Source organism: Kitasatospora sp. HUAS MG31 (genome assembly GCF_040571325.1).
Lineage (GTDB): Bacteria > Actinomycetota > Actinomycetes > Streptomycetales > Streptomycetaceae > Kitasatospora > Kitasatospora camelliae.
The window spans coordinates 3,991,964-4,013,858 of record NZ_CP159872.1; the positions used below are offsets into that span (position 1 = coordinate 3,991,964).

A 21,895-nucleotide genomic window follows, 5' to 3' on the forward strand; every position below is an offset into this window, starting at 1 on the left:
GACAGCCGTTGCGGCCGACTGTCCACCACCTTGTCACGGATATGGCCAAGATGAACAGACGACCGAACAATCGGTAGGGAGCCCCCCGCCACTCCTGGAGGTGCCCCCGAGATGACCGTTCTCGACCACAGACACCTGGCCGCCGTACCCGGGTGGCTTCCCGGCGCGACCGGCCACCGCTCCGACCCGGCTCCGCTGCTCCCGGACGCCTCACCCCTGCGCGTCCTCGGCACCTCCGCCCTGGAGAAGACCGACCCCGAGCTGCTCCGCGAGCTCTACCGCCGCCTCGTCGTCGGCCGCCGCTACAACCAGCAGGCCACCACCCTGACCAAGCAGGGTCGACTCGCGGTCTACCCCGCCTCGACCGGCCAGGAGGCCTGCCAGGTCGCGGCCGCCATGGCCCTGCGCGAGCAGGACTGGCTCTTCCCCAGCTACCGCGACACCCTCGCCGTGGTCGCCCGCGGCGTGGACCCGCTGGAGGCGCTCACCCTGCTGCGCGGCTCCGCCCACACCGGCTACGACCCACGCGCCAGCCGGACCGCACCGCTCTGCACCCCGCTCGCCACCCAGGCCCCGCACGCGGTCGGCCTGGCCCACGCCGCCCGGCTGGCCGGCGACCCCGTGGTGGCGCTGACCATGCTCGGCGACGGCGGCACCAGCGAGGGCGACTTCCACGAGGCCCTGAACTTCGCCGCGGTGCTCAACGCGCCGGTGGTCTTCCTGGTCCAGAACAACGGCTACGCGATCTCCGTCCCGCTCACCCAGCAGTCCGCCGCGCCCAGCCTGGCCCACAAGGCCGTCGGCTACGGCATCCCCGGACGCCTGGTGGACGGCAACGACGCGCCCGCCGTCCACGCCGTGCTCACCGAGGCCGTGGAGCGCGCCCGCAACGGCGGCGGCCCGACCCTGGTCGAGGCCCTCACCTACCGCGTCGAGGCGCACACCAACGCCGACGACGCCACCCGCTACCGCGACGAGGACGAGGTCGCCGCCTGGCGCGAGCACGACCCGATCCAGCTCATGGAGCGCCACCTGCGCCCGCTCGGCCTGATCGACGACGAACTGGTCCAGCAGGCGGCCGACGAGGCCGAGGCGCTCGCCGCGCGGATGCGCGCCGAGTTCCACGCCGACGCCGAACTCGACCCGATGTCGCTGTTCGCCCACGTCTACGCCGAGCCCACCCCCCAGCTGCGCGAGCAGGCCGCCCAGCTGGCCGCCGAACTGGCCGCCGAGGCCGAGGTGCACGACCGATGACCACCGCCCCGGCGCTCGACGCCGCCCCCTCCGTCCGCACCACCACCATGGCCCAGGCCCTCAACGCCGCCCTGCGCGACGCCATGAAGGCCGACCCGACCGTCCACGTCATGGGCGAGGACGTCGGTCAGCTGGGCGGGGTCTTCCGGATCACCGACGGCCTCACCGCCGAGTTCGGCCCGGACCGCTGCCTGGACACCCCGCTCGCCGAGGCCGGCATCCTCGGCACCGCCGTGGGCATGGCCATGTACGGCCTCCGCCCGGTGGTGGAGATGCAGTTCGACGCCTTCGCCTACCCGGCGCTGGAGCAGCTGTTCTCGCACGTCGCCAAGATGCGCAACCGCACCGCCGGCAAGCTCCCGCTGCCGATCACCATCCGCATCCCCTACGGCGGCGGCATCGGCGGCGTCGAGCACCACAGCGACGCCTCCGAGGCGTACTACACGCACACCCCCGGCCTGCACGTGGTCACCCCGGCCACCGTCGCCGACGCGTACGGCCTGCTGCGGGCCTCCATCGCCTCCGACGACCCGGTGGTCTTCCTGGAGCCCAAGCGGCTCTACTGGGGCAAGGACACCTGGGACTCGGCCGCCGGCGTGGAGCCGATCGGCCGGGCCGCACTGCGGCGCACCGGCCGCTCGGCCGTGCTGATCAGCTACGGCCCCTCGCTGCCGGTCTGCCTGGAGGCCGCCGAGGCCGCCAAGGCGGAGGGCTGGGACCTGGCGGTGCTGGACCTGCGCAGCCTGGTGCCCTTCGACGAGGAGACGGTCTGCGAGGTCGTCCGCTCGGTCGGCCGGGCCGTGGTCGTGCACGAGGCGTCCGGGTTCGGCGGGGCCGGCGCGGAGATCGCCGCCCGGATCACCGAGAAGTGCTTCCACCACCTGGCCGCCCCGGTGCTGCGGGTGACCGGGTTCGACATCCCGTACCCGCCGCCGATGCTTGAGCACCACCACCTGCCCGGGGTGGACCGGATCCTGGACGCCGTCGCCCGGCTCCAGTGGGAGGACTGACGTATGCCTGTCGTCCGCGAGTTCACCCTGCCCGACCTCGGCGAGGGCCTCACCGGAGCCGAGGTCGTCCGATGGATGGTCGAGGTCGGCGACGTGATCGCCGTCGACCAGCCGGTGGTCGAGGTGGAGACCGCCAAGGCCGTCGTGGAGGTCCCCTGCCCGTACGGCGGCGTGGTCACCGCGCTGTTCGGCGAGGTCGGCGAGGAGGTGCCGGTCGGCGCCCCGCTGGTGACCGTGGCGGTCCCCGGTGGCAGCGACGACGACGGCGACGCTGCCGCCACCGGTACCGTCGAGCGGCCGCTGGTCGGCTACGGCGTGGCGGAGAGCAGGGGCGCCCGCCGGCGCCGGGTGGTGGTCGGCGGCCCGGTCGTCGCGCCCGCTCCGGCTCCGGTCGTCGCGCCGGCCCCGGTCGCCGTGGCGGTCGCCCCCGCCCCGGTCGCTACTACGCCGGTCGCCCCAACGCCGGTCGCCACCGCGGCGGCGCCGGCCGTGGTCGCCGTGATCTCGCCGCTGGTCCGGCGGATGGCCCGGGAGCACGGCATCGACCTGGCCGGGCTCAGCGGCACCGGCCCGGACGGGCTGATCATGCGCCGCGACGTGGAGCAGGCGCTGGCCGCCCCGGCGGCCGCCGTCCCCTCCGCCCCCGCCGCGGCGGGCACGGCCGAGGCGGAGGTGATCCCGCTGCGCGGGCTGCGCCGCACGATCGCCGAGAAGCTCACCCGCAGCCACCAGGAGATCCCGGCCGCCACCTGCTGGGTGGACGCCGACGCCACGGAACTCATGGCCCTGCGCCGGCAGTTGAACAGCACGCCGGGCCCGAAGATCAGTGTGCTGGCGCTGCTGGCCCGGATCTGCACCACCGCGCTGGCCCGCTTCCCGGAGCTCAACTCCAGCGTGTCGCCCGACGGTTCCGGCATCCTCCGGCACCGCGTCGTGCACCTGGGCTTCGCCGCCCAGAGCGAGCGCGGCCTGGTCGTCCCGGTGGTCCGCGACGCCCACCTGCTGGGCACCGAGCGGCTCGGCGAGGAGCTGGCCAGGCTGACCGAGTCGGCCCGGGCCGGATCGCTCACCCCGGCCGAGCTGACCGGCGGCACGTTCACCCTGAACAACTACGGGGTCTTCGGGGTGGACGGCTCGACGCCGATCCTCAACCACCCCGAGGCCGCGATGCTCGGGGTCGGCCGGATCACGCCCAAGCCGTGGGTCCACGAGGGCCAGCTGGCGGTCCGGGAGGTGACCCAGCTGTCGTTCACCTTCGACCACCGGGTCTGCGACGGCGGTACGGCCGGAGGCTTCCTGCGGTTCGTCGCCGACTGTGTGGAACACCCCGGGATGCTGCTGCGGCAGCTGTAGGCCGCAGGTCGAGCGAGCGTAGCGCGCCCGGGGCGCGGGTGTCCGGGCTTCTTCGGATTCGTCCGATGAGCTTTCCGGCCGGTGCCAGTCTGCTGAACGCGTCAGCAGACTGGTCCGACCGGAAGCGGAACGATTCTCTTGGGCACTCGTCAGATCGCGCTGAAAAGCAGACCGCTGAAGATCCGCACCGGTTCCGGGTCGGCGGGGGCGGCCGACGTGCCGGGTCCGGCCGCCCCGGGGGCCGGTGGGGAGGGCCCGGCGACCGCCGCCGGGTCGGGAACACCCGAGCCGGAGCCCGTGGTGCCGGAACCCTTCGGCCCGCTGCCCGCCGGGCCGGATCCCGGCGCAGCCGCTGCGCCGGGTCCGTCGGAGCCGTCCGAGCCGTTCGCGGCGGAGGCCGCCGATCCGGGCGCCGGCCCCGTGCTGCCGGCCGCCCGGGCGATCCCGGCGAGGCCCACCGAACCGCCGCGGATCCCCGCGCCCACCGACGGCTCCGAGGGCGTCCCCGACGGCCTGGTCCGGGCGCCGGCCCTCGGGTACCAGCCCCGGTTCCCCGATGCTCCGGGGCTCAACTGGGCGGGACCGAACGACCGCTGGAGCCGGGCCTGGGCACTGGAGACGCTGGCCGAGTCCCCGCGCACCCCGCCGGCCCCCGCCGCGCTACCGCCGGCCCCGGTCGAGGCGCCGACCCTGCGGGACATCGAGCTGATCCGGGCCAGCCTGGCCACCGTCGAGCCGGTCGCGGACCGGGCCACCGCCCACTTCTACGCGCTGATCTTCGTCCACCACCCCGAGGTCCGGGCGCTCTTCCCCGCCGCCATGGACGTCCAGCGGGACCGGCTGTTCCGCGCCCTGCTGGTGGCCGCCAGGAACGCCGACCGGCCCGCCGAACTGACCGAGTACCTCACCGGGTTGGGCTGCGGCCACCGCAGGTACGGCACCCTGTCCGGCCACTACGGGCCGGTCGGCGAGTGCCTGGTGGCCGCCCTGGCCCGGTACTGCGGCTCCCGCTGGGACGCCGAGACCGAGGTCGCCTGGCGGCGGGTGTACGGGCTGGTGTCCAGGATCATGATCGAGGCGGCCGAGCGGGCCGCCCTGACCTCTCCGCCCTGGTGGCAGGCGGAGATCGTCTCCACCGAGGCCCGCACCCCGGACGTCGCCGTGCTCACCCTCCGGCCCGACCAGGCCTACCCCTACCGGGCCGGCCAGTACGCCACCGTGGAGACGCCCTGGTGGCCCCGGGTCTGGCGGCACTTCTCGCTCGCCACCGCCCCCCGGCCGGACGGTCTGCTGACCTTCCACGTGAAGGCGGTGCAGGCCGGCTGGGTCAGCAACGCGCTGGTCCACCGGGCGGCGCCGGGCGACGTGCTGCGGCTGGGCCCGGCCGCCGGCGGCATGGTGGTGGACCACGACCACCCGCAGGACCTGCTCTGCCTCGGCGGCGGCACCGGCATCGCCCCGATCGCCGCCCTCGTGGAGGAGGTGGCCGAGCACGGCGCCGCCGGCCGCTCGGTCGAGGTGTACTACGGCGCCCGCCAGCAGTCCGGCCTGTACGCGCTGGACTCGCTGCGCCGGCTGGCCGACCGGCACCCCTGGCTCTCGGTCCGGCCGGTGGTCTCCGCGCAGTTGGACGCCGACCCGGGCGTGGAGATCGGCGACCTGCCCGAGGTGGCCGCCCGGCACGGCCGGTGGGACCGCCGCTGGGACGGCCGCGCCGCCTACCTCAGCGGCCCGCCCGCGATGGTCCGCCGGGCGGCCGCCGCGCTGCTGAGGGCCGGCCTCCCGACGGACCGGATCCACCACGACCTCACCGGTGACCTCGCGGCCGGCTGACCGGGCCTCAGCCGAGGTCGGGCGCGAGCAGGGCGCGGACGCCCTCGATGTTGGCGGCGAGGTAGGCCCGCAGACTCGGCGGGACGACGTTCACCGAGGTGACGCCCTCCCGGGTGAACGGCAGCCGGACGATCTCGTACTCGCCGTTCGGCTCGTCCACCTCGGGGCCGTGGCGCCGGGCCGGGTCCATCGAGGCCAGCCGGCAGACGAAGAAGTGCTGCACCTTCACCCCGTGCGGATGGGCCAGGGTTCCGTCCTCGTGGTGCGCGTGCGCGACGGTGTCGACGAAGGCGGGCACGGCATCCTCGATCTTGCCGCCGAGCTCCTCGTCCACCTCCCGGTGCAGGGCCTCCATCACCGTGCGGTCCCCGGCCTCCACCCCGCCGCCCGGGGTGATCCAGTACGGGTGCGGGGAGCCCGGGCGGGTCCGTTTGATCAGCACGATCGTGGCCGGCGCGTGCGGGTTGTCAGGGTCCAGCTCCAGCAGGATCGCCCTGGCCGTGCGCTTGACGACAGGACGGACGGGGCCGGCCATGGGCTGCCACCTCCACAGGCGCGCGAGCGTTGTGCGGGAGTCTCCCGCAGCGCGGGCGCGCCGAAACCCGTTCGGGCGGACGAACAGGAGGACGGCGTTCCGCTGAACGGCTGATCCCCGGATCCCGGGTGTGTCCGGCGCAGGTCGGGGCCGGAACCCAATGGATCTTCTAATCCTCGACGGGAGGCTGCGGTGGCGATCGGAAGCGCGAACGGGTCACCTGGTGGCCTTGTGTTCCAAGGTGAAACTCCCGAACGGCGGTGGAGAATGATTGCAGCCCGGTCGGCCCTGTGCTGCAATGAGCGACGATCCGGCACCCGGAGGCGACCCCTCCGCATGCCGTTGGGCGCCATGACGCGGGCTGGGGGCTGGGTTGGCCGTGGAGCAGATGACCAGGACGTCCACCGAGGAGCCGCCCGGCGGGATCAGGTCCGGGAGGTCCCCCACCCTGATCACCTCCGTGCAGCGCGCCCTGCGCCTGCTGGAGGCGGTCGGATCCCACCCGGGCGGTGCCACCGCCAAGCAGCTCGCCCGCGCCGCCGGACTGCCCCTCGGCACCACGTACCACCTGCTGCGGACCCTGGCCCACGAGGGCTACCTGTGCCGCACGGAAGGCCGGTTCCGCTACGGGGAGTCGGTGGAGGGCATCTCCCGGGCCGACTGCCGCCAGGCCCAGCGGGCCGAACTGCGCCGGCGGATGGAGCGGTTCCGCGCCGAGCTCGGGGCCGCCGTGTACTTCGCCGTCTACGAGGAGGGCGAGATCCGGGTGGTCGACGCGGTCGCCGACGAGGCCGCCCCCGCGGTCGAGGAGTGGGCCGACTTCCGGGCCACCGCGCACGCCCACGCCATCGGGATGTGCCTGCTCTCCCAACTCGGCGAGGAGGAACGGCGCGACCACCTCTCCCGCCACCCGCCCGAGGCGCTGACCCCCTCCACCGTCGCCCGGGTGCCCGCCGTGCTCAGCCGGCTCGCCGCCGTCCGCCCCACCGTCCCGGTGGTGGAGCGGCAGGAGTACGCGCTCGGCACCGTCTGCGCCGCCGTCCCGATCACCATCGGCTCGGTGATCGCCACCATGGCGCTCTCGCTCCCGATCGAGCAGGCCGGCCGGCTCCCCGCCGCCGCGGCCGGGCTTCGCTCCCTGGTCGGCACGATGTCCCACGCACTCGTCCACTGAACCGGAGGTGCCGTTTCACCATTTGAAAAACCACACCTTGTCCCGAACCTCACCAAAAGTGGACGATGAGGTTTGAACGGGTGATCAGGGACAAATCCACAGGCTCAGCTGCACGAAGAGAGGTACGACGCATGCACAGCACCGTCCAAGGCCACATGGTCATGCACCTCGTGGCGTCGAGCGAGCTCGCCTTCCGCATCCTGGTCGACCTGGAGTACCAGGCCGACGACCCGTACGCCGTCCGCTTCACCTTCCACCTGCCCGGCGACGCCCCGGTGGCCTGGGTGTTCGCCCGGGAGCTGCTGGTCGACGGGATCAGCCACCCGACCGGCGAGGGGGACGTGCACATCCACCCGGTCGGCGAGGACCTCTCCGAGGTGTGCGTCGTGCTGCGCTCCCCCGAGGGCGACGCCACCCTGCGCGCCTCCGTGCCGCCGCTGATCGCCTTCCTCGCCCGCACCGACCGGCTGGTCCCCATGGGCCAGGAGCTCACCGACGGCGAGCTCGACGCGCAGCTGGCCGGCATCCTCTCCGCACCCGGCTGCGGGTAGCCGCACCGCGCGGGGCGCCCCGGCCAGGACGGCGGACGGGGCCCACCACCGGGCGGTACCGGCAGCGGGCCCCGTCGGGCGACCCGGCGAGGGGCCGTGGAGCGGTCGCGAGGGCGCGCAGGACGTCGGCGCGCGGCCGTTCAGTCGTCCCCGAGGGCCAGGTTGAGGCCCCAGGACACCAGGCTGATGATCAGCGCGCCGAACAGCGCCGACCAGAAGTCGTCGACGTGGAAGTCCAGGCTCAGCTTGTCCGAGGCCCAGGAGGTCAGCCAGAGCATCAGGGCGTTGATCACGAAGGTGATCAGCCCGAGCGTCACCACGAACAGCGGGAGCGAGAACAGCTTCACCACCGGCTTGATCAGGAAGTTGACCACCCCGAAGACCAGCGCGACCGCGATCACCGTGAGGGTCTTGTCCTGCCAGTCGTCGCCGGACAGGGTGATCCCCGCGACGATCCATGCGGCGACCCAGATCGCCGCCGCGTTGATGAGCGTTTTGAGCGCGAAACTCTTCATGGCCGGATCGTCGCAGGCCAGGCGGCGACAGGGAAGCTCTCTGCGCATGTCTCCGCCCGGATAGGGTCGTCCCCTGTCCGACAGCGCCGCGGGAGAAGCAGCCATGACCCTGACCGAAGAACTCTGGTCGGCCATCGAGCCGATCTACGCCGAGATCCTCGCCCACCCCTTCATCGGCGGCCTCACCGACGGCACCCTGCCGCGCCACGCCTTCCGCCACTTCGTCGTCCAGGACTCCCACTACCTCCGCGACTACGCCCGGGCGCTGGCCGTCTGCGCGGCCCGGGCCACCTCGGAGGAGGACGTGCAGGCGTTCGCCGACGACGCCGTCGGCGCGATCGCCGCCGAGCAGAGCATGCACGCCGACTTCCTCACCGCCTTCGGCGAGACCGCCGCGCAGGCCGCCGCCGAGCCGGTCCTCCCCACCACCCGCGCCTACACCAGCTACCTGCTGGCCACCGTCTACGGCGGCTCCTTCGCCGAGGCGGTCGCCGCCGTGCTGCCCTGCTACTGGATCTACGCCCGGGTCGGCGAGCAGCTGCTCGCCAAGTCGTCCCCCGAACCCCTCTACGCCCGCTGGATCGCCACCTACGGCGACGAGGCCTTCCAGAGCGTCGTCCGCCGGGTGCTCGACCTCACCGACCGCCTCGGCGAGGAGATCTCACCCGCCGAACACCGGCGCATGGTCGAGCACTTCACCACCACCTCGCGCTACGAGTGGATGTTCTGGGACGCCGCCTGGCGCGGCGAGACCTGGCCGGTCTGACCCCGCCCTCGGGGCTCACCCCCAGGCCCGGCCTCGGGGTGATCTCCGGGTTGTCTCCGGGCCCACGGCCCTCGTTTCGGTGTCCGCGCGCCGGTACGGTCGAAGTACCGGAAGAGAACGGGACCGCGGCGGAGCACAACCGGCGCCGAGCCCGAGAGGAGAGAAGGAACGGACATGGCTGAGCTCTGGAAGTCGCTGCCCTCGTGGGTGCGCAACATCGTGGTCCCGATCATCGTGCTGATCCTGGCCTGGAACGTGATCTGGTTCCTGGTGGGGGCGATCGCGAGCCTGGTCGGCTTCCTCATCAAGGTGGCGGTGCTGGTGGGCGTGGCCGCCGCGGTGGTGATCCTGGTGAAGAAGGCCGCCAAGAGCTGAGGTTGACGGTGGGTCGGCCGGCCGCGTCACGACGCCGGCCCCGCCACTCACCGTCCGAGGAACGATCCGAGGTCCCGGCCCGGGGTGAAGCCCTGGCGCCGGGACTTCGTCGTGTCCAGCACCACGCTGCGGGCGAGCTGGTCGATCGCGTACCGGCTCAGACCCGGCGGCCGGACCACCCGCAGCAGCGGCAGCGGCACCCGGCCGATCCGCGCCCGCACCCCGTGCGCCGCCAGCACCCGGCGCACCACCGCGTCCCGCCGGTAGGGCGCGGCGTCGGCGATGTTGTACGCCCCGGGCGGCCAGCCCGCGGCCGCCAGGCAGGCCTCCGCCAGGTTCTCCACGGCGGTCAGGCTCAGCGCCACGTCCGGGCCCGGCAGCAGCAGCACGCCCCCGCGCACCCGGGCCAACAGCCGCGGCACCAGGTGCGGGTCCCCGGGCCCGTACACCGCCCGCGGACGCAGCACCACCGCGCCGGCCGCCAGCGCGAGGCGCTCACCGGCCGCCTTGGTGCGGCCGTACGCGTTGAGGTGGCCGCCGTCGGTGGGGTGGTCCTCGGCCACCAGCGAGCGGTCCGGCCGGGGGTCGTAGACGCTGGCGCTGCTCACCCACACCACCGGGCGGCCCGCCGCGGCGTCGAGGAGGCGGGCGGTGCCGTCGACGTTGACCGCCTGCTGGACGCGTTCCGCGGGAGAGCCCGGCGGGTGGTCGCCGACGGCGGCGGCGCAGTGCACGATCACGTCGGCGCCGGCGAGGTCGGGGCGCTCGGCGGCGGCGTCCCAGGGGACGTGGCGGCCGAGCGGGCCGGGGCGGCGGCTCAGGCAGAGGACGTCGGCGCCGGCCGCAGCGGCCGCGCGGGCGACGTGGGTGCCGCAGAAGCCGCTGGCGCCGGTGACGGCGATCCGCATGAGGGGGTTCCTTTCGGGGAGGGGCGCCGCACGGGGCGGGCTCTTCAGGGGTGCGGGTCGGGGTGGGTCACGGGGCCTGGCGGGGTGCGGGTTTCCCGGTCCTGAGGGTGAGGCGGGCGTAGCCGGGGAGGGCGGCGTGGGGGTCGGGGACGGCGTGGGTGACGGTGGGGTGGTGGGGAGCCAGGGCGGTGAGGAGGTCGGTGAGCTGGACGCGGGCGAGGTGGGCGCCGGGGCAGGCGTGCGGGCCGGCGCCGAAGACGGCGTGGGACGCGCGGACGCGGTCGGCGGGGGTGTCGCGGTGGGCCTCGGCCGCGTGCCGGGCGACCAGGACCAGCCGGTCACCGCGCCGGATCGGGCAGTCGGCGACCGTGGCGTCGGCCGCCGCCACCCGCGGCAGGATGGGCGAGGGCGCGGTCAACCGCAGCAGCTCGGCGGCGAGTTCGGGGGAGACCCGGTCCCAGAGGCGGGCCCGGGCGCACCATGCGGCGGCCCGTGGCAGGGCGGCCACGGTCGTGTTCACGGCGGCCACCACGAGCATCGCGTCCAGCGGGTCGGGCAGCAGGTCGGTGAGCGCCCGGGCGGAGTCGGCCGCCCGGTCGCGGCGGGGCAGCAGCCGGGGCAGGTGGTCCCCGGCGGCGTCCGCGGCGGCCCGGGCGGCGGCCCGGGCGAGCAGGTCGGGGTCGGCGGTGCTGCCGGTGAGCGCGGCCGCGGTGGCGCCCGCCAGTCGGCGGACCACCGGGAGCAGGTCGATCCCCTGGTCGATCCCGGTGAGCTCGCGGTCGAGGACGTCCTGCCAGAGCGGGCGCAGCCGTTCCACGCCCCGGCGGCCGAGCTGGTCGGCGAGGCCGCGGCGGGCGGTCCGGTGCTCCTCGCCCTCCTGGTCGAAGAGCAGTCCCCCGTCGGTGAGTTCGGCGGCGGCGCCGCCCGTGGTGCCGGCCGCGGTGCGGTCCAGCGGCACCCGGGTGAGGACCTGCCGGTACTCGTCGGGGCCGTGGACCAGGACGGTCCGGCCGAGCCGGACCACGGGCCGGCCGCGGGTGGCGCTCAGCAGGCCGAAGAGCAGCGGGTGGCTGCGCAGGTAGACCAGGCGGTCGGCCCGGCGGGCGGCGGCCGCGGCGCGGGACGGGTCGGGGAGGCGGTTCATCGGCGGGCCAGCTCCCGGGCGCAGTAGCGGGAGGCGGCGGCGCGGTCGGGCTTGCGGGACCGTCCGGCGAGCGGGACGTCGGCGAACAGCAGGGCGTCCGGGCGGGCGGCGCCCATCCTGGCCAGCGGTGCCTGCAGGGCGGCCCGCAGCCGGCGCGGGTCGGTGCCGGGCCGCGGCTGGACCAGGGCCACCAGGCGCTCGTCGCCGTCGCCGGCGGGGACGCCGACGAGGACGGCCAGGTCCACCCCGGGCAGGTGGAGGGCGGGTTCGTACAGGCCGGGGTAGATGTTCTCGGCGTGGCGCAGGACCATGTCCTTGAGCCGTCCGGCCAGCACGATCCGGCCGTCCGCGGTGAGGCGGGCGCGGTCGCCGGTGCGGACCCACGGGTCGGGGGCCTCGCCCAGGTAGCGTTCGCGGGCGGCGGGGCCGGAGAGCAGGAGCTCGCCGCCCTCGGACACCCTCGTCCGCACTCCCGGCAGCGGGTGGCCGAGCAGGTCGCCGTCCTCGGTGAACGCGGCCTTGTCGGCCTCCTCCACGGCCGCCGCCGGGAACAGTTCGGTCAGCGCGTAGACGCCCCAGGCCTCGGTGGCGCCGGCCCGCTTCACCCGGCCGAGCAGCTCGGCGGAGGCGGGGGCGGAGCCGGTCCAGACCCGGCCGGTGAAGGCGGTGACCCCGCGCAGCTGGGGCGGCGTCAGATAGGTCTCGTCGGGCCGGAGCCGGGCGATCTGGCGGTCCAGGACGCGGGCGGAGCGGGCCGGCAGGGCGACGGTGGCGCCGGCGGCGAGTGAGGGCACCAGGACGAAGAACGTGCCGCCGAGCACCGCGCCGCCCGGTCGGGGACCGACCAGTCGGGCGACCGCGCGCATGCCCGCGGCCAGCCCCGAGCGGGTGTGGACCACCGCCCGGGGTGCCGAGGTGGTGCCGGAGGTGAAGACGATCACGGCGTCCCCGTCGCCGTCGTAGGGCGACGGGGCGGGCCGGCCGGCGGCGGCCAGGGCGGGGGCGCAGCCGGGCCGGCGCGGGCCGACGGTGGCCACCGGTCCGAGCCGGTGCAGCGGCGGCAGGGCGAGGTGGGCGCGGCGGGCCAGCGGCCGGGCCCAGCCGGCCACGGCCTGGGCGGCGGCGTCGGCCAGGATCAGGGCGGGCCGGGCCAGTTCCAGCCGGGCGAGCAGCACCTCGGGCCCGGCGGCCGGGTCGAGGGCGGCGGCGCGCAGCCCGAGCCGGTGGGCGGCCAGCATCACGGCCAGGGCGCGCGGCCCGGGCCGGACCGCGACCCCGAGGGTGTCGCCGGGCCGCAGGCCGTGGCGGTGGTGCAGCGCGGCCGCGTACCCGTCGGCCAGATCGGCCAGTTCGGCGCAGCGCACCCGGACCCGGACGGCTCCGGCGCGGGTGCACCCGAGGACGGCCGGGCGGTCGCCGCCCTGGCGCAGGGTGTGGTCGAGCTGGTCGAGCACGGGGCCCTCCGGGGTCGTGGGTGGTGGGGTTCAGCGCGGGTCGACGCCGCGGCCGCCCGCGCCGCGCTCCAGGTACCAGCGGGCGGTGCCGAGCACGCCGTAGGCGCGGATCCTGCGGGTGGAGTTCTGCACCACCATGTCGCGGCGGTGGACGACGGCGGTGGTGTGCCGGCGGACCCGGTTGAGGAAGGTCCGGTCGGTGGGCGAGGGCCGGCGCGGCATCCCGCCGACCGCCTGGTAGAGCTCGGCGGTGATCGCCATGTTGTTGCCGGCGTGCATCCGGTACGGGGTGAGGAAGCCGTGCCGCCGGTGGTGCGCCGGGCGGATCCGGCCGAAGAAGGCGCCGAGGACCACCAGGGTCCGGAACACCGCGCGCCCGGCCGGTCCGTGCTCGTCGTGGCGGGCGGTGATGTGCCCGCAGACCAGGCCGCCGGAGGCGAGCATCCCGGCCCGGGCGGCGGCCGTCCACCCTGGCTGTGGCAGGCAGTCGGCGTCGGTGCGGGCCAGCAGCGTGGCGCCGTGCGCGATCGCGTGCCGGAAGCCGGTGTCCACCGCCGAGCCGACGCCCTTCTCGGTCTCCACCAGCAGCTCGACCGGGAACGGTGCACGGTCGGCGAAGGCGCGCACCCGGTCCGCGGTGCCGTCCGGGGAGTCGTTGTCGACCACCAGCAGGGTGAAGTCCAGGTCCCGCTGGGCCGCCAGGGCGTTCAGCGCGCCCTCGATCCGGGCCTCCTCGCGGTAGGCCGGGATCACCACCCACAGCGCGCTCACGACTTCTCCCAGACCATCGTCATCAGGCTGACGCCGCCGCCCAGGCCCACCATCAGCACCCTGTCGCCGGGTGCCAGGGCGTCGGCCGTCCGGTGGAGCTGGACGCCGATGGTGGCGCTCGCCAGGTTGCCCAGCTGGGGCACGGTGACCACCAGCTTCTCCTCGGGCACCCCGGTGAGCTCCACGAACCGCTCCAGGTAGGGCAGGGTCACCTGGTGCACCAGCACCCGGGCGTAGGCGTCCCAGCCCAGGCCGGTCCGGGCGGCCACCCGGGTCAGGATGTCGCCGCCGATCTTCTCGAAGACCCCGCGCAACTCCTTGCCGCCGCCCCGGAAGTAGCTCCACTCGTCACCGCGCGGGTGGCGCGACCCGCCGCCCGGGATGCCGCCGACCTCCCAGTGCTCGGAGGCGGTCTCGGTCTCGATGTCGAGGATCCCGCCGGAGGCGACCGGCTCGACCAGCACGGCCGCGCCCGCATCGCCGAAGGTGTACCCGGCGAAGCCCTCGCGGAACTCGGCCAGGCCGCTCGGGTCGCGGCGCATGGCCCGGCTCGGGGTCTCCCCGGTCACCACCAGGGCCCGCCGGGCCCGCCCGGCGAGGATCATCGCGCGGGCGGTGTCGATGCCGTTGAGGAAGCTGTTGCAGGCGTTGGAGACGTCCAGGGCGTGGGCGCGGGAGCCGAGTTCGGCCTGCACCAGGTGGGCGGTGGCCGGCTCGCAGACGTCCCGGGTGGCCGAGGCGTACAGCAGCAGGTCGATGTCGGACGGGTCGCAGCCGGCCCGGTCCAGCGCCTCCCGGGCCGCGCCGATCGCCAGGGTCGAGGCGTACTCGCCCTCGGCCGCGAACCTGCGGGTGCGGATCCCGGTCGCCTTCTCGAACATCCGGTCGGGGAGGCGCAGGCCGCAGCCGGCCGTCACCTCGTCCTGGAGCTGCTGCGAGGTCAGCTCCAGCTCCGGCAGGCAGGCGCCCACGGCGGTGATGCCGACGCGCGTCGTGTGGAGGTCCATGGCTGCCATGCTGACCGCCCGCGGGCGCCCCGACCTGAGTACGCGTACTCAGAGATGACGGGGCGTCGGGCCCAACCATGACATCCGTCATGCCGATTCCGGCACAGCGCACACTGACGGCCGCACCCCCCGGCGCGGGAGTCTTGAGTCGTCGGCAGGGAGCCGGCGGGAGAGGGAAACGGGGAGCGGACCATGGCCGTCGAGACCACCACCAAGAGCACCACCACCGCCGGCGCGGTCGCCGAGCAGGCGCCCTCCCGGGCCGCCGCCCTGGCCCCGCTGGCCGTCGACGTGGCGGCGCCGATCGGCGCCTACTACCTGGCCCACACCGGGCTCGGGCTGAGCCTGGTCGCCTCGCTCGCCATCGGCAGCGCCATCCCCGCCGTACGGACCGTGGCCGGGCTCCTGAAGGACCGCTCGCTCAACGCGCTGGCGGGCCTGATGCTCGTGGTCAACCTGGTCGGCATCGCGCTCTCCGCCCTCACCGGCGACGCCCGCCTGATGATCGCCAAGGACGGCCTGGTCAGCAGCGTCATCGGCGGCACGATGATCGTCACCGCGCTGGTCGGACGGCCGCTGATGACCGCCGGCCTGCGCCCCTTCCTGATCCGCGGCAGCGCCGCCCGCGCCGCCGCCTGGGAGCGGCTCGCCGCCGGCTCGGACCGCTTCCGCCGCCTGGAGCGGAGCTTCACCCTCACCTGGGGCACCGTCCTGGTCGCCGAGTGTGCGGCCAAGGTGGTCGGCGCCTACACCCTGCCGGTGGAGACCATGGTCTGGATGGGCACCGTCTTCCTGGCCGTCGCGATCGGCCTGGGCATCGTGGTGGGCAACCGCTTCGCCGGCCGGATGGGCGAGCTGGTCGCCGCCGAGGCCCGGACCCCGGTCGACACCGCCCTCGCCGCCTGATCCGGCCCGCCTACCGGAACCAGCCGGACCGCCCCGCCGCAGGAACGTCGGCGCCCGCCCGCTCCCCGGGAGCGGGCGGGCGCCGTCCGTGCTCAGCCCTGGTCCTGCACCGGGATCGACTGGGCCACCGGGCGCTCCCCGGCGGCCGGCGCCGCCGCGGCCGCCGACTGCTGCGCGTTCATCGCGCCCAGCAGCTGCCGGGCCAGGCCCAGGCCCGTCCCGCCCATGGTCAGCGCCTTGGCGAACATCTCGCCCATCCCGTCCGCGCCGTTCAGCAGCACCATGTGCTCCACGTTGCCGAAGGCGTCCGCACCGGCCCGAACGATCTCCGGCCAGTTCTCGGCGAGCTGCTGCGCGACCACCGCCTCCTGGTTCTCCGCCAGGGCCGCCGCCCGCGCCTTGATCGCCTCGGCCTCGGCCAGACCCAGCGCCCGGGCCGCCTCGGCCTGCGCCAGACCCTTCGCCTCGGCCGCGGCCGCCTCCGCCTGACCGGTCGCCCGGGTGGCCTCGGCCGCCGCCAGACCCCGGGCCCGGGTGGCCTCCGCCTCCGCGGTGGCCGCCACCTTCACCCGGTTCGCCTCGGCCCCGGCCTTCAGCTCGGTCTCCCGGGCCAGCGCCTCCGCAGCCGAGATCCGGGCGTCACGGTCCGCCTCGGCCTTCGTCCGGGTCTCGTACGCCCGGGCGTCCGCCGGCTTGCGGACGTCCGCCTGGAGCTGCTGCTCCTTGCGGTGCGCCTCCAGCTCCGCGACCTTGGTCTCCTGGACCACCACCTCCTGCCGGGACGCGGCCTGCGCCAGCGGTCCCGCCTGCAGCGCACGGGCCTGCGCCGTCTCCAGCTCGGCCTGGTAGCCGGCCTGCTGGATGCCGGAGTTGCGGGTGGCCTCGGCCTTGCGGGCGAACGCCTCCTGCTCGGCCTCGGTGGCCGCCCGGTCGGCCTCCGCGGCGGCGATGCGAGCGTCCCGCTGGACCGCCGCCGCGTGCGGGGCGGCCAGGTTGGTGATGTAGCCGGTCGGGTCCAGGATCTCCTGGATCTGCAGCGAGTCGATGATCAGGCCGAGCTTCTCCATCTCGGCCCCGGACGCCGCCCGGGTCTCGGCGGTCAGCCGCTCGCGGTCGCGGATCATGTCCTCGACCGTCAACCCGCCGACGATGGACCGCAGATGACCCGCGAACACGTTGTGGACCCGGTGGCCCATCATCTGCTGCTGGTCCAGGAAGCGCCGGCCCGCGTTGGCGATCGACACCGAGTCGTCGCCCACCTTGAAGATCACAACTCCCTTGACGTGCACCGGGATACCCTGCGATGTCACGCACTCCACGTCCAGGTCGGCCTCGTTCAGGTCCAGCGACAGCCGTCGCACCACCTGCACGCCCGGCATCACGAAGGTGCCGCGGCCCGTGACGATCCGGAACCCCAGCCCCTCGCCGTGCTTGGAACCGGAGATGATCAGTGCCTCGTTCGGCTCGGCGACCCGCCACATGAGCTTGAAGAGCACGACCAGGACGACGATGGAGGCCACCACGGCCCCCGCGATGCCGATCAGCATCGGCTTTCCCCCTTCAGGGCACACCCCGTCCCGTGGCTGCGCTCGGCTGTGCAGGACGGCGCGGAACGCGGGTGGCAGCAGGAGATTCTGCGCCTCGGATGATCGCTTGGGAAGCGGAACGCGTCCTGATTCCGCCCCAGGAGCGTCAAGGTTGCGTCAAAGCGGAGCCACGTACACCGTCCGCGGCGGCTGGTACTCGACCACCACCACCTGGCGGCCCACCGGCAGCGACGGCTCCCCCGGCACCGCCGGGTACGCCAGGAACGCCTCCGACCCCTGCCGCTCCGGTACGAGCACCATCACCTCGCCGACCAGCCCGTCCCCGACCCGCCCGGTCACCCGCCCGATCAACCCCACCATGTCCCCACCCTGCCCCCCGTTCCAGTGGCCGGAACCCGCCTGGACCTCCGTCAGCCGTGCCGCTACGGTGTTCGACGTCCTGCGCTCGCAGGACACGGGAGCTCGGAGCACCGGGCTGAGAGGGCGCTGAACGATCCGTCACCGGACGGACCGGCCGCTGCGCCGACCGCAGGAACCTGGACCGGGTAATGCCGGCGTAGGGAGTAGAGGGTCTCATGACCACGTTCGATGCACAGCAGAAGTCTGCCTCCGTCCGGTCGGCCGGCACCGGCTACCCGACCCCGGCCTGGCGCAAGGCCTACCGCGAGGGATCCCGCCCCGACCTCCGCGTCCCGTACCGCGAGGTGCAGCTGACCAACGGGCGCACCGTCCCGCTGTACGACACCTCCGGCCCGTACACCGACAGCGCGTACGAGCCCGACGTGCGGCGCGGACTCCCCGCCCTGCGCGACCCGTGGATCCGCCAGCGCGGCGACGTCGAGGAGTACGAGGGCCGCGAGGCCCGCCCCGAGGACGACGGCATCAAGCACACCTCGCCGCGCGGGGGCAACCTGCGCAATCTGGACGCGGTCTTCCCCGGCCGCCCGCGCCGCCCGCTGCGCGGCCGCGACGGCGCCGCGGTGACCCAGCTCGCGTACGCCAAGCGGGGCGTCGTCACCCCGGAGATGGAGTTCGTGGCCCTCCGCGAGGGCCTGGCACCGGAGTTCGTCCGCGCCGAGGTCGCCCGCGGCCGCGCGGTCATCCCGGTCAACGTGAACCACCCCGAGGTCGAGCCGGCGATCATCGGCACCAACTTCCTGGTGAAGATCAACGCCAACATCGGCAACTCGGCGGTCACCTCCTCCATCGAGGAGGAGGTCGAGAAGATGACCTGGGCCACCCGCTGGGGCGCCGACACGGTCATGGACCTCTCCACCGGCCGCAACATCCACACCACCCGCGAGTGGATCCTGCGCAACTCCCCCGTGCCGATCGGCACCGTGCCGCTCTACCAGGCCCTGGAGAAGGTCGACGGCCGGGCCGAGGACCTCAGCTGGGAGGTCTACCGCGACACCATCATCGAGCAGTGCGAGCAGGGCGTCGACTACATGACCGTCCACGCCGGCGTGCTGCTGCGCTACGTGCCGATGACGGCCCGCCGGAAGACCGGCATCGTCTCCCGCGGCGGATCGATCATGGCGGCCTGGTGTCTGGCGCACCACCGGGAGAACTTCCTCTACACCAACTTCGAGGAGCTCTGCGACATCCTCGCCACGTACGACGTCACCTTCTCGCTCGGTGACGGCCTGCGTCCGGGGTCGATCGCGGACGCCAACGACGAGGCGCAGTTCGCCGAGCTGCAGACCCTCGGCGAGCTCGGGCGGATCGCCCGCGAGCGCGACGTCCAGGTCATGATCGAGGGCCCGGGACACGTCCCGATGCACAAGATCAAGGAGAACATGGACCTCCAGAAGGAGATCTGCGACGAGGCGCCCTTCTACACGCTCGGCCCGCTGACCACCGACGTCGCCCCCGGGTACGACCACATCACCTCCGGGATCGGCGCGGCGATGATCGCCTGGTGGGGCACCGCGATGCTCTGCTACGTCACGCCCAAGGAGCACCTCGGCCTGCCCAACCGGGACGACGTGAAGACCGGCGTGATCACGTACAAGATCGCCGCCCACGCCGCGGACCTCGCCAAGGGCCACCCGGGCGCCCAGGAGTGGGACGACGCCCTCTCCGACGCCCGCTTCGAGTTCCGCTGGGAGGACCAGTTCAACCTGGCCCTCGACCCGGAGACCGCGCGCGACTTCCACGACGAGACCCTCCCGGCCGAGCCGGCGAAGACCGCGCACTTCTGCTCCATGTGCGGGCCGAAGTTCTGCTCGATGAAGATCTCCCAGAAGATCCGCGACGAGCACGGCGACGGATCCACCGCCGTGGAGAGCGGGTTCGACGCCGAGGCCCTGGCCGGCATGCAGGCCAAGTCCGAGGAGTTCGCCGCCCAGGGCAACCGGGTCTACCTCCCGCTCGCCGACTGACCCGCCACCTCGACCGCGCTGCTCTGGGAGGTGGAGGGGGCTTCCCAGGGCAGCGCTCCCCCGGGAGGCCGCCGGCGTGTTTCCCGCCCGCACGGCGGTCAGACCTCGTCGGGGCCGGTGAAGTCGGGGGAGGTGTAGCCGGGGCCGGTGAACTCCGCGGTGCGGGGTTGGCGGCCCTCGGGGTCGGTGATGCCCTCGACGCCGGGGCTGGTGAAGCCGGGGCTGGAGTAGGTGGCGCTGCTGTAGCCGGGCCGGTGCAGGTCGGGTGGGGCGGGCCGGCCGGCCGGGCGGGGGGAGAGCGCGGGCTCGGAGTCCAGGTTGGCGTAGAGGTAGGGGAGGATCCCCCGGTCGCGCAGGGCGGCGTGCCAGGCGGCGCGGGCCTCGGCGACGTCGGCGAGCAGGTGGGGGTCCTGTCCGGCGGGTGCGGCGGAGCCGTCGCGCAGGGCGGTCAGCAGCAGCCCGACGATCCCGATCAGCATCGCGCCGATGCCCACGGCGATCGCCACCCAGCCGGCGGTGACCACCGTGCGGCCGAGGGTGACGTCCGGATCGGCGGCCCGCAGGGTGTAGCCGATCGCCAGCAGCAATCCGGCCGCGGACCAGGAGAGGATCGGCGCGAGCACGGTGAGCACCGGGAACAGCCCGGCGCCCTCCTCGGACCGCAGCCGGCCGGACAGCTCACCGACGGCCGAACCGGCCGTACCGCCCCGGCCGCCCGTCGGCTGCTCGCCCAGGGCGGTCCGCAGCGCGGTGTAGTGCCGGTACTCCTCGGCGGCGCCGGCCGCCACGCTCTCCGCGACCAGCATGCACTTGGTGCGCAGCTGCTCGGCGTTCAGGTGTTCTCCGGGCGCGCTCAGCGCGCGCCGGACGGATTCGTCTCGCAGTGCTTCGTCGAGGACGCGTGCGAAGTCCGGGCGGTCCTCGACGAGCAGGTGCGGGGCGTTGCTCATGGGTACCCCGATCCGCTGGGTCAACGGAGGTGGACTGGTCCACGGGGCCGGTTGCGAGGGCGGACGGACCCGGTCGCGGGGCGCCCGTGGTGCCTTGATGGTAGGGGCGGCCCCGCGCCGTCAGACAGTCTCTTTCCGGTTTTTCAGCGTGCTTCAGGGGTGAAAAGGGACGGAAGGCAAGGTCTGTGACGCGTCTTCAGTTCAGCGGAAGCCGCGCGACCAGCAGTCTTCCCTCCATGGTGACGCCGCCGTCCATGGCGATGGCCAGCTCGTCGGCGTAGATGTACGGGCCGGGCACGTGCGGCGGGGTGCCGTCCTCGGGGTGGTCGGCGCCGGTGAGGTACGGGATCGGGCTGTGGCCGTGCACCACCCGGTAGCCGCCGTACGTGCCGAGCAGCTCCTGGGCGGCCATGGTGCCGGCCTGCCCGCGGAAGGCGAAGCGCTTGGTGAACTTGCGGAAGGCGTCCCACCACTCGTCGATGCCCTCGTCGGCGAGGAGCTTGTGCATCGCCTCGTTGACGTCGGCGACGGTCTCGCCGTACTCCAGGTAGGCCGTGGTGTCGGAGTGCAGCAGCAGGTGGCCGTCCTCGACGGCCATGGCGGGGAGCCGGGAGAGCCAGCTGACGTGGTGCGGCTGCAGCCGCTCCAGGTCGTGCTGCTGGCCGCCGTTGAGCCGCCAGGCGGCGAGGAAGGAGGCGGTGCCGGCGGTGGACTGCACCGGCTCGTCGCCGAACTTGGCCGCCCCGAGGAAGAGCAGTTCGTGATTGCCCATCAGGGCGCGGCAGTACCCGCCGGCGGCGGCGGCCTCGGCGGCCAGCTGCATCACCAGGTCGATGACGCCGATGCCGTCCGGCCCGCGGTCGGTGAAGTCGCCGAGGAACCAGACCCGGGACCGCCCGGCCGACCAGTGCCCCTCGGCGTCGATCAGCCGCTGCTGGTGCAGGGCCGCGAGCAGCTCGTCCAGGTACCCGTGGACGTCGCCGATCACGTACAGCGGGCCGGGGCCCTCGTCCGGGTCGGGCTGCGGGTACGGGAAGTGCACGTCCTGCGGGATCGGCGGGCCGAGCTCGATCGTGGGCGGGTCCTCCGGACGCGGCGCCCCGGGCGTTCCGGCCGTGCCGTCGACGGGGAACGGGGGTGCCAGGAAGCTCGGCGCGTAGTGCCCGGGGACGGCTCCCACCACCGGGAGCGGTTCCCCGACGGGGATCTGACCCTGCGTCGGCCAGTGGCGTTCCAGGTAGCTGGCGCCGCCGAAGGCGCTGTGCGTCTCGTCGCTCGGGTACCCGGCCGGGGGCTGCTCCGGGACCTCGAACCAGGACCCGTAGGGGAGCACATCGAGGTCCTGCTGGTGGCGGGTCCCTGAGAGGTCCGGCTCAGGCTCGCGGAAGAGGTCCTCGGGTGTCATTCGCCCATCATAGGAAGAGCACTCTCCCGCCGTCCTCACCTGGTCGGTATCCA

At 74.3% G+C, this 21,895-nt stretch carries 21 protein-coding genes and 1 riboswitch; of the genes, 10 read left to right on the top strand and 11 right to left on the bottom strand.

Annotated elements, in window-relative coordinates:
• Nucleotides 1-111: 111 nt before the first annotated feature.
• The 4 genes from pdhA to ABWK59_RS18100 all read left to right on the top strand — a co-directional run bounded on the left by pdhA (nucleotide 112) and on the right by ABWK59_RS18100 (nucleotide 5,450).
• On the top strand, nucleotides 112-1,254 hold the full coding sequence (pdhA, locus tag ABWK59_RS18085; RefSeq protein ID WP_354641620.1) for a pyruvate dehydrogenase (acetyl-transferring) E1 component subunit alpha: 1,143 nt from the start codon (nucleotides 112-114) through the stop codon (nucleotides 1,252-1,254).
• Nucleotides 1,251-2,264: an alpha-ketoacid dehydrogenase subunit beta gene (locus tag ABWK59_RS18090; protein ID WP_354641621.1), complete on the top strand. Its 1,014-nt coding sequence runs from the start codon at nucleotides 1,251-1,253 to the stop codon at nucleotides 2,262-2,264. The genes pdhA and ABWK59_RS18090 overlap by 4 nt, the downstream gene beginning before the upstream one ends.
• 3 nt (nucleotides 2,265-2,267) lie before the next feature.
• Complete coding sequence (locus ABWK59_RS18095) at nucleotides 2,268-3,617, top strand: dihydrolipoamide acetyltransferase family protein (protein WP_354641622.1); 1,350 nt, start codon at nucleotides 2,268-2,270, stop codon at nucleotides 3,615-3,617.
• A 300-nt stretch (nucleotides 3,618-3,917) separates the two neighbouring features.
• Nucleotides 3,918-5,450: a globin domain-containing protein gene (locus ABWK59_RS18100; protein ID WP_354641623.1), complete on the top strand. Its 1,533-nt coding sequence runs from the start codon at nucleotides 3,918-3,920 to the stop codon at nucleotides 5,448-5,450.
• 7 nt (nucleotides 5,451-5,457) lie between these two features.
• Here the strand turns inward: ABWK59_RS18100 and ABWK59_RS18105 are convergent, their stop codons facing one another.
• Nucleotides 5,458-5,985: an NUDIX hydrolase gene (locus ABWK59_RS18105; RefSeq protein WP_354641624.1), complete on the bottom strand. Its 528-nt coding sequence runs from the start codon at nucleotides 5,983-5,985 to the stop codon at nucleotides 5,458-5,460.
• 388 nt (nucleotides 5,986-6,373) lie between these two features.
• Between ABWK59_RS18105 and ABWK59_RS18110 the strand changes: the two genes are divergently transcribed.
• Nucleotides 6,374-7,159 carry an IclR family transcriptional regulator gene (locus ABWK59_RS18110; protein WP_354641625.1) on the top strand — a complete coding sequence of 262 codons (786 nt, stop codon included), beginning with the start codon at nucleotides 6,374-6,376 and terminating at the stop codon, nucleotides 7,157-7,159.
• A 131-nt stretch (nucleotides 7,160-7,290) separates the two neighbouring features.
• Nucleotides 7,291-7,710 (top strand): SsgA family sporulation/cell division regulator, encoded by a 420-nt coding sequence (locus tag ABWK59_RS18115; RefSeq protein WP_354641626.1) that lies wholly within the window; start codon nucleotides 7,291-7,293, stop codon nucleotides 7,708-7,710.
• 140 nt (nucleotides 7,711-7,850) lie between these two features.
• Here the strand turns inward: ABWK59_RS18115 and ABWK59_RS18120 are convergent, their stop codons facing one another.
• Nucleotides 7,851-8,225, bottom strand: coding sequence for a phage holin family protein (locus ABWK59_RS18120; protein ID WP_354641627.1), 375 nt, complete (start codon nucleotides 8,223-8,225; stop codon nucleotides 7,851-7,853).
• Nucleotides 8,226-8,328: 103 nt separating this feature from the next.
• Between ABWK59_RS18120 and tenA the strand changes: the two genes are divergently transcribed.
• Entirely contained in the window at nucleotides 8,329-8,991 is a 663-nt protein-coding gene (gene tenA, locus ABWK59_RS18125) for a thiaminase II (RefSeq protein ID WP_354641628.1), read from the top strand.
• A gap of 174 nt (nucleotides 8,992-9,165) precedes the next feature.
• Nucleotides 9,166-9,366: a DUF5326 family protein gene (locus ABWK59_RS18130; RefSeq protein ID WP_354641629.1), complete on the top strand. Its 201-nt coding sequence runs from the start codon at nucleotides 9,166-9,168 to the stop codon at nucleotides 9,364-9,366.
• Nucleotides 9,367-9,413: 47 nt separating this feature from the next.
• Here ABWK59_RS18130 and ABWK59_RS18135 read toward each other — a convergent pair whose 3' ends face one another.
• From ABWK59_RS18135 to ABWK59_RS18155, 5 genes are all read right to left on the bottom strand, one after another.
• Complete coding sequence (locus ABWK59_RS18135) at nucleotides 9,414-10,274, bottom strand: NAD-dependent epimerase/dehydratase family protein (protein ID WP_354641630.1); 861 nt, start codon at nucleotides 10,272-10,274, stop codon at nucleotides 9,414-9,416.
• A gap of 67 nt (nucleotides 10,275-10,341) precedes the next feature.
• On the bottom strand, nucleotides 10,342-11,418 hold the full coding sequence (locus tag ABWK59_RS18140) for a cytochrome P450 (protein ID WP_354641631.1): 1,077 nt from the start codon (nucleotides 11,416-11,418) through the stop codon (nucleotides 10,342-10,344).
• On the bottom strand, nucleotides 11,415-12,872 hold the full coding sequence (locus ABWK59_RS18145) for a class I adenylate-forming enzyme family protein (RefSeq protein WP_354641632.1): 1,458 nt from the start codon (nucleotides 12,870-12,872) through the stop codon (nucleotides 11,415-11,417). The genes ABWK59_RS18140 and ABWK59_RS18145 overlap by 4 nt, the downstream gene beginning before the upstream one ends.
• 30 nt (nucleotides 12,873-12,902) lie before the next feature.
• The gene (locus ABWK59_RS18150; protein ID WP_354641633.1) at nucleotides 12,903-13,643 is read right to left on the bottom strand and encodes a glycosyltransferase family A protein; all 741 of its coding nucleotides are present in this window, start codon (nucleotides 13,641-13,643) and stop codon (nucleotides 12,903-12,905) included.
• The gene (locus tag ABWK59_RS18155; RefSeq protein ID WP_354641634.1) at nucleotides 13,640-14,650 is read right to left on the bottom strand and encodes a 3-oxoacyl-ACP synthase III family protein; all 1,011 of its coding nucleotides are present in this window, start codon (nucleotides 14,648-14,650) and stop codon (nucleotides 13,640-13,642) included. The genes ABWK59_RS18150 and ABWK59_RS18155 overlap by 4 nt, the downstream gene beginning before the upstream one ends.
• Nucleotides 14,651-14,842: 192 nt before the next feature.
• On the opposite strand from ABWK59_RS18155, the gene ABWK59_RS18160 reads away from it, so the two are divergent.
• Nucleotides 14,843-15,556: a VC0807 family protein gene (locus ABWK59_RS18160; protein WP_354641635.1), complete on the top strand. Its 714-nt coding sequence runs from the start codon at nucleotides 14,843-14,845 to the stop codon at nucleotides 15,554-15,556.
• A 92-nt stretch (nucleotides 15,557-15,648) separates the two neighbouring features.
• On the opposite strand, the gene ABWK59_RS18165 is transcribed toward ABWK59_RS18160, so the two are convergent.
• Nucleotides 15,649-17,103, bottom strand: a complete 1,455-nt coding sequence (locus tag ABWK59_RS18165) for an SPFH domain-containing protein (RefSeq protein ID WP_354641636.1) — start codon at nucleotides 17,101-17,103, stop codon at nucleotides 15,649-15,651.
• A 156-nt stretch (nucleotides 17,104-17,259) separates the two neighbouring features.
• Nucleotides 17,260-17,463: a hypothetical protein gene (locus ABWK59_RS18170; RefSeq protein ID WP_354641637.1), complete on the bottom strand. Its 204-nt coding sequence runs from the start codon at nucleotides 17,461-17,463 to the stop codon at nucleotides 17,260-17,262.
• An 84-nt stretch (nucleotides 17,464-17,547) separates the two neighbouring features.
• Nucleotides 17,548-17,683, top strand: a riboswitch (TPP riboswitch).
• Here ABWK59_RS18170 and thiC point away from each other — a divergent pair.
• Nucleotides 17,679-19,487, top strand: coding sequence for a phosphomethylpyrimidine synthase ThiC (gene thiC, locus ABWK59_RS18175; RefSeq protein ID WP_354641638.1), 1,809 nt, complete (start codon nucleotides 17,679-17,681; stop codon nucleotides 19,485-19,487). Its footprint overlaps the riboswitch before it by 5 nt.
• A 98-nt stretch (nucleotides 19,488-19,585) precedes the next feature.
• Here the strand turns inward: thiC and ABWK59_RS18180 are convergent, their stop codons facing one another.
• Both ABWK59_RS18180 and ABWK59_RS18185 read right to left on the bottom strand, forming a co-directional pair.
• Nucleotides 19,586-20,437, bottom strand: a complete 852-nt coding sequence (locus ABWK59_RS18180) for a hypothetical protein (protein WP_354641639.1) — start codon at nucleotides 20,435-20,437, stop codon at nucleotides 19,586-19,588.
• A 196-nt stretch (nucleotides 20,438-20,633) separates the two neighbouring features.
• A complete protein-coding gene (locus ABWK59_RS18185; protein ID WP_354641640.1) occupies nucleotides 20,634-21,842 on the bottom strand; it encodes a metallophosphoesterase in 1,209 nt (402 codons plus the stop codon).
• Between the last annotated feature and the right edge of the window lie 53 nt (nucleotides 21,843-21,895).